This is a genomic window from Streptomyces sp. NPDC088746, assembly GCF_044751065.1.
Classification (GTDB): Bacteria; Actinomycetota; Actinomycetes; order Streptomycetales; family Streptomycetaceae; genus Streptomyces.
The window spans coordinates 361,765-375,800 of sequence record NZ_JBIVLA010000001.1 but is presented as its reverse complement, the minus strand read 5'-3'; the positions used below and the strand labels follow the sequence as shown (position 1 = coordinate 375,800).

Sequence of the window (14,036 nt, the reverse complement as noted above, 5' to 3'; positions counted from 1 at the left end):
TCCGGAGGACCCGGAGAGATGTCACACCCGCATTCTTGTTGCCGTTACCGCTTCGTGTCACTCGCCTGTGGATAAGTGGGGGCGAAATGCCGGATGTGGTCCGTATGTCGAGGGGTTCAGGAGGCGGGCAGGATCTCGCGCAGCGAGCCGGTGGTCACGTCGAAGACGAAGCCGCGGACGTCGTCCGTGTGCAGGAGGAACGGGGAGGTGCGCACGCGCTGCATCGACTGCCGTACGTCCTGGTCGGCGTCCGTGTAGGCCTCCACCGCCCAGGCCGGGCGCTGTCCGACCTCGAACTCCAGATCCTTCCGGAACTCCTCGGTGATCGATTCCATGCCGCAGTTCGTGTGGTGGATGAGCACGACGCTGCGGGTGCCGAGGGCCCGCTGGCTGATCGTCAGCGACCGGATGACGTCGTCGGTGACGACGCCGCCCGCGTTACGGATGGTGTGGCAGTCGCCGAGCTCCAGGCCCAGCGCGGCGTGGAGGTCGAGGCGGGCGTCCATGCAGGCGACCACGGCGACCTGCAGCACGGGTCGCGCGTCCATGCCCGGGTCGCTGAACTTCTCCGCGTAACGCGTGTTCAGTTCGACCAGGCGGTCGGTCACCGTCCCCCCGGAACGGGCGGCGGAGGACGAAGGGGAATCGGTCTGGGCGGAAGTCTGCGCAGAAGTCGACATAGCTATGACGTTAGCGTTCAAGACCGCACCTGGCGTGCTGTGGAAGGGGACAAAGAACGTCAACGTGGCTTGTTGTGAGGTAACCCACAAGCCTCACTGTCAGGCACCCGGCCGGGTGAGGTTCCCGGTCCGTCGCGGCGGTGCGACGCGCTGCGCGGTTCGTTGATCGGGAATGGATCGAATGGCAGGGTGGACTAAAGTGACGCGAAGTTACCGACACGCCTGCACATTCTGCATGTTTTTACATGTTTCGAGTTCCCGTGATGTGCGGCGTACATGCGGTCCGGCCCTCTCCCGCCCGTCGGCCGGCCGACGCCTCCTTCCCCGGCGCCGGCCGACCTCCCCTTCCGGGCGGGCGGGGACCAGGCCGTATGTGCGGCCACACGGGACATAGCCTGAGAGGGCGCTTTGAGCCAGACCCGACACGTCCCGGTGATGCTCCAGCGATGCCTGGACCTGCTGGCCCCGGCTCTGGAGGCGACGGGACCGCGGCCCCCGGTCGTCGTCGACTGCACCCTCGGGCTCGGCGGGCACAGCGAGGCGCTGCTCGCCGCCTTCCCCGAGGTCCGGCTGGTCGCCCTCGACCGGGACAAGGAAGCGCTGCGGCTCTCCGGCGAGCGCCTCGCCCCGTACGGCGACCGCGCCACGCTGGTGCACGCGGTCTACGACGAACTCCCCGAGGTCCTCGACCGGCTGGGGATCCCCAAGGTCCAGGGCGTGCTGTTCGACCTCGGTGTCTCCTCCATGCAGCTGGACGAGGCGGACCGCGGCTTCGCGTACGCCCAGGACGCGCCGCTCGACATGCGCATGGACCAGACGACCGGCATCGGCGCGGCCGAGGTGCTCAACACCTACCCGCCGGGCGAACTCGTACGGATCCTGCGGGCGTACGGCGAGGAGAAGCAGGCCAAGCGCATCGTCTCCGCCGTCGTCCGCGAACGCGAGAAGGAACCCTTCAGCAACAGCGCCCGCCTCGTCGAGCTGATCCGTGACTCCCTGCCGCAGGCCGCCAAGCGCACCGGCGGCAATCCGGCCAAGCGCACCTTCCAGGCCCTGCGCATCGAGGTGAACGGTGAACTCACCGTCCTGGAGCGGGCGATCCCGGCGGCGGTGCGGAGCCTCGCGGTCGGCGGCCGGATCGCCGTCCTCTCGTACCACTCGCTGGAGGACCGCCTCGTCAAGCAGGTCTTCGCCGCCGGCGCCGCCAACACGGCGCCGCCCGGACTGCCCGTGGTCCCCGAGCGTTACCAGCCCAGGCTGAAGCTGCTGACCCGCGGCGCCGAACTGCCCACCGAGGAAGAGGTCGCCGAGAACCGGCGTGCCGCCCCCGCCAGGCTGCGCGGCGCCCAGCGGATCCGCGAGGAGGAGCGATGAGCGGACCCCGCCGGGCCGGCCGGGCACGCATGAGGGCGGTGGCACCGCGGTGACCAGGACGGCCGAGCAGATGAAGGGGCGGGCCGGCCGGCTCGCCCGGCTGATGCCGTCGGGGCCGAGCACCGCCGCCCGCACCCCCTTCGTCCTGCTGGTCGTGCTGCTGCTCGCGGGTGGCCTGATCTCGCTCCTGCTGCTGAACTCGGCGCTCAATGAAGGATCGTTCAGGCTGAGCAAGCTGAAGCGGGAGACCACCGAGCTCACCGACGAGCAGCAGGCCCTCCAGAGGGACGTCGACAGCTACTCCGAACCCGACGCGCTGGAGCGCCGCGCCAGGGAGCTCGGCATGGTGCCCGGCGGCAGCCCCGCCTTCCTGAACCCGGACGGCACCGTTCGCGGAGAGCCCGAGCGGGCCACCGCACAGCCTTCCCCCACGAAGGTCCCCGAGCCGGAGGCGAGCGCGGCCGGACCGGCCGCGTCCTCCGGCTCCGCGACGCCGTCGACGGCCCCCACCGCACCGGCCTCGAACACCCCGACCCCGCCCCCGACGAGCCCCGGCAGGTGACGCAGTGCCGTCCAAGGAACCGCCGCGCCGCCGTGTCCCCGGCCCCGCGCGCTCCCGTAACGCGGCCGGCGGACCGGGGCGCCCCCGTCCCGACGCCCGGCGTCCACGGAGCCCGGCGGCCAGGAAGCGACGCGGCGGCTCCCCGCGCTCCATCCGGCTGGGCAGCCCGCGCCCCCGGCTGCGCCTGATCAGCCTCTGCCTGACGCTCGTCATGCTGGCCTTCGTCGTCCGGCTCCTCCAGGTCCAGGCCGTCGACGCCGACACGTACTCCGCCAAGGCCGAGAAGAACCGCTATCTGGAGTACACGATCGCCGCCGAACGCGGTGAGATCACCGACCGCAGCGGCATCGCCCTGGCCACCAGCGTCGACGCGCACGACATCACGGCCGACCCGAAGCTCTTCACCCCCGAGGACAGCAAGGCCCCGGACGCGCCGCAGCAGGCGGCGGCGCTGCTCGCCCCGATCCTCGGCAAGGACGAGGCGGACCTGGCGAAGAAGCTCTCCACCCCCAAGAGCCGCTACACGGTGCTGGCACGGCGCCAGACCCCGCAGGTCTGGAAGCAGATCAAGGACCTCAAGTCCGTCTTCGCGGAGAAGGCGGCCGAGGACAAGGCGAACGGCGGCCCCGGAGCCAACGTCCTGGCCGGGGTCCTCCAGGAGCCCACCACCAAGCGCGTGTACCCCAACGGCGACCTCGCCGCCGGGATACTGGGATTCGTCAACGCCGAGGGCAAGGGCGGCGGCGGCCTGGAAGCACAGCTGAACAAGCAGCTCCAGGGCGAGGACGGCAAGATCCGCTACGCCCAGGCGGGCGGCCGGCCCGTGCCGACCGCCGGCTCCACGGAGATCCCGGCCGTCGCCGGCACCGACGTCGAGCTGACGATCGACCGCGACATCCAGTGGGCGGCCCAGCGCGCCATCGCCGACCAGGTCGAGGAGTCCGAGGCGGACCGCGGCTACGTGGTCGTCCAGAACACGAAGACCGGTGAGGTGCTGGCCATGGCCAACGCCCCCGGCTACGACCCCAACGACCTCGCCCAGAGCAACACGGCCGCCCTGGGCAACGCCGCCCTCCAGGACGTGTACGAACCCGGCTCCACCAGCAAGGTCATGTCCATGGCCGCCGTGCTGGAGGAGGGGGCAGCCACGCCCGGTACGCACGTCACCGTGCCCAACAGGCTGCACCGGGGCGACCGGCTCTTCCGGGACGACATCGACCACCCCACCTGGTACCTCACGCTCAACGGCGTACTCGCCAAGTCGAGCAACATCGGCACCATCCTGGCCACCGGGCAGCTCGGGAAGACCCAGGCCGAGGCCAACAAGGTCCTGTACTCGTACCTGCGCAAGTTCGGCATCGGCAGCACCACGGGGCTCGACTACCCGGGGGAGTCGCCCGGCATCATCGCCCACCCCAAGGACTGGTCGACCTCGCAGCAGTACACGATCCCGTTCGGCCAGGGACTCTCGCTCAACGCCATGCAGGCCGCCTCGGTCTACCAGACCATCGCCAACGGCGGGGTCCGGATCGAGCCCACCCTGGTCCGCGGGACCAAGGACGCGGACGACCGCTACACGGCGTCCGAAGCCCCGGAACGCACCCGGGTGGTCAGCGAGAAGACGGCCAAGACCCTGGCGAAGATGCTGGAGTCCGTGGTGGACGACGAGGAAGGCACCGGGACCAAGGCCCACATCGAGGGCTACCGGGTCGCGGGCAAGACCGGCACGGCCAACCGTGTCGACCCCGTACGCGGCGTCTACAAGGGCTACACCGCGTCCTTCGCGGGGTTCGCCCCCGCCGACGATCCGCAGATCGCGGTCTACTGCGCCATCCAGAACCCCACCAAGGGCAGCTACTTCGGGGGCCAGATCTGTGGCCCGATCTACAAGAAGGTCATGGAGTTCGCCCTGAAGACCCTCCAGACCCCTCCCTCCGGCAGCGATCCCGCCCGGCTGCCGGTGTCCTTCAAGCCCGGCGAGTAACTCGGGGGAACCCTCAGTGACGACCATCACCCCTGATCCCGGGAACCGGAACGAGAAGTACCGCAACCCCGGCCCCTCACTTCGCGAGAGGCCGGGTCCGCCCGGTACGCTCACCGCCGTGCCCCACGCTGATCAGTGTCAAACCACTCAGAAGGACGCGCCTGTGACCTACCCGGGAGCGCCCCGACCGGACAGGCTCCGGCCCACGTCCCTCGGAGAGCTGGCCGCCAGGCTCGGTGCCGGACCGCAGGATTCCGGTGAGGTCACCGGAATCACCCACGACTCCCGGGCCGTGCGCCCCGGAGACGTGTACGCGGCCCTGCCCGGCGCCCGTTTCCACGGTGCCGACTTCGCCGCCCAGGCCGCGGGCCTCGGCGCGGCCGCGATCCTCACCGACCCGGCGGGCGCCGAGCGCGCCGCCGGCACCGGCCTCCCGGTCCTCGTCACCGAGGACCCGCGCGGCCGGATGGGCGACATCGCGGCCGAGATCTACGGCCGGCCGGGGATCGGCCTCCTCCAGATCGGCATCACCGGAACGTCCGGCAAGACCACCACGGCGTACCTCGTCGAGGGCGGGCTGCGCGGCGCCGGACGCAGCACCGGACTGATCGGCACCGTCGAGATGCGGATCGGCGACGAGCGCATCAAGTCGGAGCGCACCACCCCCGAGGCCACCGACCTCCAGGCGCTGTTCGCCGTCATGCGCGAACGCGGGGTCGAGGCGGTCGCCATGGAGGTCTCCAGCCACGCCCTGGTGCTCGGCCGGGTCGACGGCTGCGTCTTCGACGTCGCCGTGTTCAACAACCTCAGCCCGGAGCACATGGAGTTCCACTCCGGGATGGAGGACTACTTCCAGGCCAAGGCGCAGCTGTTCACCCCGGAGCGCAGCAAGCTCGGCGTCGTCAACTTCGACGACGAGTACGGCCGCCGGCTGGTCAAGGAGGCGTCCGTCCCGGTCGTCACCTTCTCGGCGGAGGGCCACCCGGACGCCGAGTGGCGGGCCGAGGACGTCGAAGTCGGCCCCCGGGACAGCAGCTTCACCGTGATCGGCCCCAAGGGCGAGCGCATCACCGCCAAGGCCCCGCTGCCCGGCCCGTTCAACGTCGCCAACACCCTCGCCGCGATCGTCACCCTGGCCGTCGCGGGCGTCGACCCGCAGACCGCGGCCGACGGCATCGCCGCCGTCCCCGGCGTACCCGGCCGGCTGGAACGCGTCGACGCCGGACAGCCGTACCTCGCGGTCGTCGACTACGCGCACAAGACCGACGCCGTCGAATCCGTCCTGCGCTCCCTGCGGAAGGTCACCGAGGGCCGGGTGCACATCGTGCTCGGCTGCGGCGGCGACCGCGACACGACGAAGCGCGGCGCGATGGGCGCCGCCGCGGCACGGCTCGCCGACACCGCCGTACTGACCTCCGACAACCCCCGCTCCGAGGACCCGCTCGCGATCCTCGCCGCGATGCTCTCCGGCGCGGCCGAGGTGCCCGTCCACGAGCGCGGCGACGTGCTCGTCGAGGCCGACCGGGCCGCGGCCATCGCCGCCGCGGTCGCCCGGGCCGAGCCCGGTGACACCGTGCTGGTGGCCGGAAAGGGACACGAGCAGGGCCAGGACATCCACGGAGTGGTGCGCCCCTTCGACGACCGGAAGGTCCTGCGCGAGGCCATCGAACGCTCCCTGGGGCGCACGGACACCGCGCACGCCGAGGACCGCGTACACACCCACGAGAACAACAGTCAGGGATGACCAAGTGATCGCCCTTTCCCTCGCCGAGATCGCCGGAATCGTCGGCGGGCAGCCGCACGACGTACCGGACGGATCCGTCGTCGTCACCGGCCCCGTCGTCATCGACTCCCGGGAGGTGCGGCAGGGCTCCCTGTTCGCAGCGTTCGCGGGCGAGCGCGTCGACGGCCACGACTACGCGCAGCGCGCCGTCGAGGCGGGCGCGGTGGCCGTGCTCGCCGCCCGCCCCGTCGGAGCCCCGGCGATCGTCGTCGACGACGTCGTGGCCGCCCTCGGCGCCCTCGCCCGCGCCGTCGTGGAACGCCTCGGCACCACCGTCGTCGCGCTGACCGGCTCGGCCGGCAAGACGTCCACGAAGGACCTGATCGCCCAGCTGCTGGAGCGCAAGGCGCCCACGGTCTGGACGCCGGGCTCCCTCAACAACGAGATCGGTCTGCCGCTGACCGCGCTGCGCGCGACGGCGGAAACCCGCCATCTCGTGCTGGAGATGGGCGCACGCGGTATCGGCCACATCCACTACCTCGCCGGCCTGACCCCGCCGAGGATCGGCCTGGTCCTCAACGTGGGCAGCGCCCACATCGGGGAGTTCGGCAGCCGCGAGGCGATCGCCCAGGCCAAGGGTGAGCTCGTCGAGGTCCTCCCGGAGGACGGAGCCGCGATCCTCAACGCCGACGACCCGCTCGTGCGGGCCATGGCGTCCCGCACAAAAGCGCGGGTGCTCCTCTTCGGAGAGGCCCCGGATGCGGACGTACGGGGAGAAGACGTGCGGCTCACGGACGACGGGCGCCCCGCTTTCGCGCTCCACACCCCGACCGGGTGCAGCGACGTGACCTTGCGCCTGTACGGTGAGCACCACGTGTCGAACGCGCTCGCCGCGGCCGCCGTCGCCCATGAGTTGGGCATGTCCGTGACCGAGATCGCCGATGCGCTCTCCGGGGCGGGCACCCTCTCCCGCTGGCGCATGGAGGTCACCGAGCGTCCGGACGGTGTGACGGTCGTCAATGACGCCTACAACGCGAACCCCGAATCCATGAAGGCCGCACTCCGTGCGCTGGCCGCCATGGGCAAGGCCCGACAGGCAGCCGGGGGGCGCACGTGGGCGGTGCTCGGTCAGATGGCCGAGCTCGGTGACGCGTCGCTCGCCGAGCACGACGCGGTCGGACGGCTCGCCGTCCGGCTCAACGTCAGCAAGCTCGTCGCTGTCGGGGGGCAAGAAGCCTCCTGGCTGCAACTGGGCGCATATAACGAGGGTTCGTGGGGTGAGGAGTCGGTGCACGTGTCCGACGCACAGGCGGCCGTCGACCTGTTGCGCAGTGAACTGCGCCCGGGAGACGTCGTGCTGGTGAAGGCGTCCCGGTCGGTCGGCCTGGAGAAGGTCGCCCTGGCACTGCTGGAGACGACCGAGGGCGAGGTCGCCGTCCGATGAGGCAGATCCTCTTCGCGGGAGCCATAGGGCTCTTCCTGACCCTGGTCGGCACCCCGCTGCTGATCAAACTTCTGGCCCGCAAGGGCTACGGGCAGTTCATCCGGGACGACGGCCCGCGTACCCACGGCAGCAAAAAGGGCACGCCCACCATGGGTGGTATCGCCTTCATCCTGGCCACGATCATCGCGTACGTCCTGGCGAAGGTGATCACCGGCGAGGAGATGCGCTTCTCCGGTGTCCTCGTCCTGTTCCTGATGGCCGGGATGGGCCTCGTCGGCTTCCTCGACGACTACATCAAGATCGTCAAGCAGCGCTCGCTGGGCCTGCGCGCCAAGGCGAAGATGGCCGGCCAGCTGATCGTCGGCATCGCCTTCGCGGTGCTCTCGCTCCAGTTCGCCGACCTCCGCGGCAACACCCCGGCATCGACCCGGCTCTCCTTCGTCGAGGACTTCGGCTGGTCCATCGGACCGGTGCTGTTCGTCGTCTGGGCCCTGTTCATGATTCTCGCCATGTCCAACGGCGTGAACCTGACGGACGGTCTGGACGGTCTCGCCACCGGCGCGTCGGTGATGGTCTTCGGCGCGTACACCTTCATCGGGCTGTGGCAGTTCCAGGAGTCCTGCGCCAACGCGACGACCCTGACCAACCCGGAAGCCTGTTTCGAGGTGAGAGACCCACTCGACCTCGCGGTCGTCGCCTCGGCCCTGATGGGCGCCTGCTTCGGCTTCCTGTGGTGGAACACCTCGCCCGCCAAGATCTTCATGGGTGACACCGGTTCGCTCGCCCTCGGCGGAGCGCTCGCCGGTCTCGCGATCTGCTCCCGCACCGAGTTCCTGATGGCCATCCTCGGCGGCCTCTTCGTGATGATCACCATGTCGGTGGTCATCCAGGTCGGCTCGTTCAAGATGACCGGCAAGCGGGTCTTCCGCATGGCGCCGCTCCAGCACCACTTCGAACTCAAGGGGTGGTCCGAAGTCCTTGTCGTGGTCCGCTTCTGGATCATCCAGGGCATGTGCGTGATCGTCGGACTCGGCCTCTTCTACGCGGGATGGGCAGCCAAGAAGTGAACGACGTGGACTGGCAGGGCAAGCACGTCACGGTGGCCGGTCTCGGCGTCAGCGGCATCCCCGCGGCCCGCGCCCTGCACGAGCGGGGGGCTCTCGTCACCGTCGTCAACGACGGCGACGACGAGCGCTCCCGCGCCCAGGCCGCCGAGCTGGAGGCGCTCGGCATCACCGTGCGCCTCGGCGACGGCGACACCCTGCCCGAGTCCACCGAGCTCGTGGTCACGGCCCCCGGCTGGAAGCCCGGCAAGCCGCTCTTCCGGGCGGCCGCCGAGGCCGGCGTCCCCGTCTGGGGCGACGTCGAACTCGCCTGGCGGCTGCGGGGCCCCGACGCCGCACCCTGGCTCGCGGTCACCGGCACCAACGGCAAGACCACGACCGTGCGGATGCTCGCCTCGATCCTCGAGGCCGCGGGCCTGCGCACGGCCGCGGTCGGCAACATCGGGGTCTCCCTGCTGGACGCCGTGCTCGGCGACGAGACGTACGACGTACTCGCCGTCGAGCTCTCCAGCTACCAGCTCCACTGGGCGCCCTCGCTGCGCGCCCACTCCGGGGCCGTGCTCAACCTCGCCCCCGACCACCTCGACTGGCACGGCTCCATGGCCGACTACGCCGCCGACAAGGGCCGGATCTACGAGGGCAACAGCGTCGCCTGCGTCTACAACGCGCAGGACGGGGCGACGGAGGACCTCGTGCGCGAGGCCGACGTCGAGGAGGGCTGCCGGGCCATCGGGTTCACCCTCGGTACGCCCGGCCCCTCACAGCTCGGGGTGGTCGACGGCATCCTCGTCGACCGGGCCTTCGTGGCCAACCGGCAGAAGCAGGCGCAGGAACTGGCCGAGGTCGGCGACGTCAATCCGCCGGCCCCGCACAACATCGCCAACGCCCTGGCGGCGGCGGCCCTCGCCCGCGCCTTCGGCGTACCGCCGGCGGCCGTGCGCGACGGGCTGCGGGCCTTCCGCCCCGACGCCCACCGCATCGAACACGTCGCCGACGTCTCCGGGGTCTCGTACATCGACGACTCCAAGGCCACCAACACCCATGCCGCCGAGGCCTCCCTCGCGGCCTACGAGCCGATCGTCTGGATCGCCGGAGGCCTCGCCAAGGGCGCCACCTTCGACGAACTGGTCAGCGGGGCCGCGAAGCGGCTGAGGGGTGTCGTGCTGATGGGCGCCGACCGGGCGCTGATCCGTGAAGCCCTGGCGCGACACGCCCCCGAGGTACCCGTGGTCGACCTCGACCGGACCGACACTGGGGCGATGTCCGCAGCGGTCCGTGAAGCGGCACGGCTGGCCCGGCACGGTGACACCGTCCTGCTGGCCCCGGCCTGTGCCTCGATGGACATGTTCGTCAACTACAACAAGCGGGGCGAGGCGTTCGCGGACGCGGTCCGCCAACTCGCCGACGAGAGCGCCTGACGGGCCCGGTCTCCGCGTCGTACTGTCCCGGAGGACCGGGAGGGCCCCGGGACCCGGCACGAGCAGCACCGCCGGGGGCCGGGGCCCCGGGCGACAGCCCCGGGCACGAGCAGTGGAGGGGACAGCGACAATGCCGGCCGACGAGAGCCCAGCCGCGCGCGGAGCCGGCCGTTCACGGGCCACCGCCGCGATCAGCCGGGTGTTCACACCGCCCCTGCTCGCCGGACCGCCGCCCGCGGGCCCCGGGCCGCTGGACGGGCTCGCCCTGCGGAGCCGGCCCGCCACAGGCCCCCGACGGCCTCCCTCGCCGCGTGGCGGGGGAACGTCGAGGTCCGGCGGCGGCCAGCCCCGGCCGCGCCGGGGCGCCGGGGTGCGGCGGACGTACGAGCGGGCACGACGGGCCTGGGACCGGCCTCTGACCGCGTACTACCTGATCCTCGGCGCCGGCATGCTCATCACCGTGCTCGGCCTCGTCATGGTCTACTCCGCCTCGATGATCAAGGCGCTGGAGCTGGCACGGCCCGGCACCTACTTCTTCCGCAAGCAGTTCCTCGCCGCCGTGATCGGGGCCGGCCTGATGCTGCTGGCCTCCAGGATGCCCGTCAAACTGCACCGGGCGCTGGCCTATCCGCTGCTCATGGGCACGGTCTTCCTGATGGTCCTGGTCCAGGTGCCGGGGATAGGGATGTCGGTCAACGGCAACCAGAACTGGATCTATCTCGGCGGCCCCTTCCAGCTCCAGCCCAGCGAGTTCGGCAAGCTCGCCCTCATCCTCTGGGGCGCCGACCTGCTCGCCCGCAAACAGGACAAACGGCTGCTGGCCCAGTGGAAGCACATGCTCGTGCCGCTCGTGCCGGTCGCCTTCATGCTGCTCGGACTGATCATGCTCGGCGGTGACATGGGCACCGCGATCATCCTCACCGCGATCCTCTTCGGCCTGCTCTGGCTCGCGGGCGCTCCCACCAGGCTCTTCGCCGGTGTGCTCGCCTTCGCGTGCCTCATCGGCTTCCTGCTCATCAAGACCAGCCCCAACCGGATGTCCCGGCTCGGCTGCATCGGAGCGTCCGAACCCGGCCCCGGCGACTCGTGCTGGCAGGCGGTGCACGGAATCTATGCTCTCGCCTCGGGCGGATGGTTCGGTTCCGGGCTCGGTGCGAGTGTGGAAAAATGGGGGCAACTTCCCGAACCGCACACCGACTTCATCTTCGCCATCACCGGGGAGGAACTGGGCCTGGCGGGGACGCTGTCGGTGCTGGCCCTCTTCGCGGCTCTAGGCTATGCGGGTATCCGCGTGGCCGGACGCACGGAGGACCCCTTCGTGAGGTACGCAGCGGGAGGCGTGACCACCTGGATCACGGCGCAGGCCGTGATCAACATCGGTGCGGTGCTCGGCCTGTTGCCGATCGCCGGTGTCCCGTTGCCGCTGTTCTCCTACGGGGGTTCCGCCCTGCTGCCGACCATGTTCGCCGTCGGACTCCTGATCGCCTTCGCGCGAGAGGACCCGGCGGCGAGAGCGGCCCTGGCCATGCGGAGGCCCGGGGTCAGATGGAAGACGATGAGACGGCGCGTCATGAAGCGTCCGTCCGGAGAGCGGTGAATTTCGGTGCATGTCGTACTCGCCGGCGGGGGGACCGCCGGGCACATCGAGCCCGCGCTTGCCCTCGCAGACGCCCTGCGGAGGCAGGACCCGACCGTGGGAATCACTGCCCTCGGCACGGAGCGCGGACTCGAGACCAGGCTCGTACCCGAGCGGGGGTACGAACTGGCACTGATCCCTGCCGTACCGCTGCCGCGTAAGCCCACACCCGAGCTGATCACCGTCCCGGGGCGGCTGCGCGGCACCATCAAGGCCGCCGAGCAGATCCTGGAGCGCACCAAGGCGGACTGCGTGGTCGGCTTCGGCGGCTACGTCGCCCTGCCCGGTTACCTCGCGGCCAAGCGCGCAGGGGTCCCGATCGTCGTCCACGAGGCCAACGCCCGGCCGGGCCTGGCCAACAAGATCGGTTCGCGGTACGCCCACGGCGTCGCCGTCTCCACCCCGGACAGCAAGCTGCGCGGCGCCCGCTACATCGGCATCCCGCTGCGCCGCACCATCGCCACCCTCGACCGGGCCAGGGTCCGCCCGGAGGCGCGTGCCGCCTTCGGTCTCGACCCCAACCTGCCGACGCTGCTCGTCTCCGGCGGCTCGCAGGGCGCCCGCCACCTCAACGAGGTGGTCACGCGGATCGCACCGCTGCTCCAGCGGTCCGGGATCCAGATCCTGCACGTGGTCGGTCCGAAGAACGAAATGCCGCGCATCGACAACATGCCGGGGATGCCGCCCTACATCCCGGTACCGTACGTGGACCGGATGGACCTCGCGTACGCCGCGGCCGACATGATGCTCTGCCGCGCGGGCGCGATGACCGTCGCCGAGCTCTCCGCCGTCGGGCTGCCCGCCGCCTACGTCCCGTTGCCGATCGGCAACGGCGAACAGCGGCTCAACGCCCAGCCGGTGGTGAACGCCGGCGGTGGTCTGCTGGTGGACGACGCGGCACTCACCCCGGAATGGGTGCAGGGCAACGTCCTTCCGGTGCTCTCGGACCCGCACCGGCTGTACGAGATGTCCCGTGCCGCCGCGGAGTTCGGGCGACGGGATGCCGACGACCTGCTCGTCGGCATGGTGTACGAAGCGATTGCCGCACGCCGCAAGGCGTGAGGCGGTGCGGACCCGGGGCACGCGCCCCGGGTCCGGCGAAGGAGCGAGCGTGGCCGGACCGACGACCGCCCAGCGCGGTGAGGCCGAGCGGGCCGACACCCCGGCCCGCCCGCCGCACATCGGCCCCCAGGGGCGAAGACTGACGGGCCGTACGCGGCTCGTCCTGGCCGCCGTCGGCTTGGTGCTGACCGCCGCCGCCACGGTCTGGGTGCTCTACGGCTCGTCCTGGCTGAGGCTGGAGCGGGTCACGACCACCGGAACCGACGTGCTCACGCGGGGCGAGGTGGAGGCCGCCGCGGCGGCCCCGGTCGGATCCCCGCTGGTCTCCGTCGACACCGGGGTGATCGCGGACCGGTTGCGCCAGAAGTTGCCTCGTATCGACTCCGTGGATGTCGTACGGTCATGGCCACACGGTGTCAGCCTTAAAGTGACCGAACGGAAACCGGTCCTGTTGGTCGAAAAGGGCGCAAAGTTCATTGAAGTGGACGCGAAAGGCGTTCGCTTCGCAACCGTGGACAAAGCGCCGCCGCATGTGCCGCTGCTCGAATTGACGCCTGATCAGTCGGCGAGCCTGCGCCGCTTCGGCAGTGACCGTCTGCTGCGCGAAGCGGTCCGTGTCGCGGGGGACCTTCCGGGGCAGGTGGCGGGGGAGACCAGGACCGTGCGGGTCACCTCGTACGACTCCACCGTCCTCGAACTGACCGGGGGGCGGACGGTGATGTGGGGCAGCAGTGAGGAAGGACCCGTGAAGGCGCGGGTGCTCACCGCTCTCATGAAAGCGTCTCCCAAAGCGGGACACTTCGACGTGAGTGCTCCCACCGCCCCTGCCGTGTCGAAGAGTTGACGCACGTTTGGCCTGGCCAGCCCCCTGGTTGGTCAGCGCTACGGGTGATCACATAGGGTGAAAAGAAAAACGGGAGGTTCGGCGTGTTCGTTGAACGTGCGCCACTTGTCGACTTAGTGTCCTGTTCGGAAGAGTCCATGAAGCAGACACACTGGTAACCCTAAACTTCAAGGTTAGGGTTTGGGTCGGCGTCCGGACCGACCCAATCGGCATCCGTCGTCGCGGCGGGACTACCGCGAAGCGAC

Annotated in this window: 11 protein-coding genes; 10 read left to right on the top strand and 1 reads right to left on the bottom strand. The window is 70.6% G+C overall.

Features of this window, described 5'->3' with window-relative positions:
• Nucleotides 1-116: 116 nt before the first annotated feature.
• Nucleotides 117-680, bottom strand: a complete 564-nt coding sequence (locus tag ACIP63_RS01720) for a beta-class carbonic anhydrase (protein ID WP_401510439.1) — start codon at nt 678-680, stop codon at nt 117-119.
• 408 nt (nt 681-1,088) lie between these two features.
• Here ACIP63_RS01720 and rsmH point away from each other — a divergent pair, with 408 nt between their 5' ends.
• From rsmH to ACIP63_RS01670, 10 genes are all read left to right on the top strand, one after another.
• A complete protein-coding gene (gene rsmH, locus ACIP63_RS01715) occupies nt 1,089-2,054 on the top strand; it encodes a 16S rRNA (cytosine(1402)-N(4))-methyltransferase RsmH (RefSeq protein WP_401510437.1) in 966 nt (321 codons plus the stop codon).
• A 49-nt stretch (nt 2,055-2,103) separates the two neighbouring features.
• Nucleotides 2,104-2,616: a septum formation initiator family protein gene (locus ACIP63_RS01710; RefSeq protein ID WP_401510435.1), complete on the top strand. Its 513-nt coding sequence runs from the start codon at nt 2,104-2,106 to the stop codon at nt 2,614-2,616.
• A 4-nt stretch (nt 2,617-2,620) separates the two neighbouring features.
• Nucleotides 2,621-4,600, top strand: coding sequence for a peptidoglycan D,D-transpeptidase FtsI family protein (locus tag ACIP63_RS01705; protein ID WP_401510433.1), 1,980 nt, complete (start codon nt 2,621-2,623; stop codon nt 4,598-4,600).
• Nucleotides 4,601-4,616: 16 nt separating this feature from the next.
• Nucleotides 4,617-6,344 carry a UDP-N-acetylmuramoyl-L-alanyl-D-glutamate--2,6-diaminopimelate ligase gene (locus ACIP63_RS01700; RefSeq protein ID WP_401510431.1) on the top strand — a complete coding sequence of 576 codons (1,728 nt, stop codon included), beginning with the start codon at nt 4,617-4,619 and terminating at the stop codon, nt 6,342-6,344.
• A 4-nt stretch (nt 6,345-6,348) separates the two neighbouring features.
• Nucleotides 6,349-7,767: a UDP-N-acetylmuramoyl-tripeptide--D-alanyl-D-alanine ligase gene (gene murF, locus ACIP63_RS01695; protein WP_401510429.1), complete on the top strand. Its 1,419-nt coding sequence runs from the start codon at nt 6,349-6,351 to the stop codon at nt 7,765-7,767.
• Nucleotides 7,764-8,834: a phospho-N-acetylmuramoyl-pentapeptide-transferase gene (gene mraY / locus ACIP63_RS01690; protein ID WP_104789809.1), complete on the top strand. Its 1,071-nt coding sequence runs from the start codon at nt 7,764-7,766 to the stop codon at nt 8,832-8,834. Before murF ends, mraY begins: the two co-directional genes overlap by 4 nt.
• Nucleotides 8,816-10,249, top strand: a complete 1,434-nt coding sequence (gene murD, locus ACIP63_RS01685; protein ID WP_401510427.1) for a UDP-N-acetylmuramoyl-L-alanine--D-glutamate ligase — start codon at nt 8,816-8,818, stop codon at nt 10,247-10,249. Before mraY ends, murD begins: the two co-directional genes overlap by 19 nt.
• 130 nt (nt 10,250-10,379) lie before the next feature.
• Nucleotides 10,380-11,846 (top strand): putative lipid II flippase FtsW, encoded by a 1,467-nt coding sequence (gene ftsW / locus ACIP63_RS01680; protein ID WP_401510425.1) that lies wholly within the window; start codon nt 10,380-10,382, stop codon nt 11,844-11,846.
• Between the two features lie 6 nt (nt 11,847-11,852).
• A complete protein-coding gene (gene murG, locus ACIP63_RS01675; RefSeq protein WP_401510424.1) occupies nt 11,853-12,947 on the top strand; it encodes an undecaprenyldiphospho-muramoylpentapeptide beta-N-acetylglucosaminyltransferase in 1,095 nt (364 codons plus the stop codon).
• A gap of 49 nt (nt 12,948-12,996) precedes the next feature.
• Complete coding sequence (locus ACIP63_RS01670; protein ID WP_401510422.1) at nt 12,997-13,791, top strand: cell division protein FtsQ/DivIB; 795 nt, start codon at nt 12,997-12,999, stop codon at nt 13,789-13,791.
• The last annotated feature ends 245 nt before the right edge of the window (nt 13,792-14,036 follow it).

Bases quoted from the DNA above. Each gene is read 5' to 3' on its own strand.
- ACIP63_RS01720 (WP_401510439.1), bottom strand. From the start codon at position 680: ATGTCGACTTCTGCGCAGACTTCCGCCCAGACCGATTCCCCTTCGTCC.
- mraY (WP_104789809.1), top strand. From the start codon at position 7,764: ATGAGGCAGATCCTCTTCGCGGGAGCCATAGGGCTCTTCCTGACCCTG.
- murD (WP_401510427.1), top strand. From the start codon at position 8,816: ATGGGCAGCCAAGAAGTGAACGACGTGGACTGGCAGGGCAAGCACGTC.
- ftsW (WP_401510425.1), top strand. From the start codon at position 10,380: ATGCCGGCCGACGAGAGCCCAGCCGCGCGCGGAGCCGGCCGTTCACGG.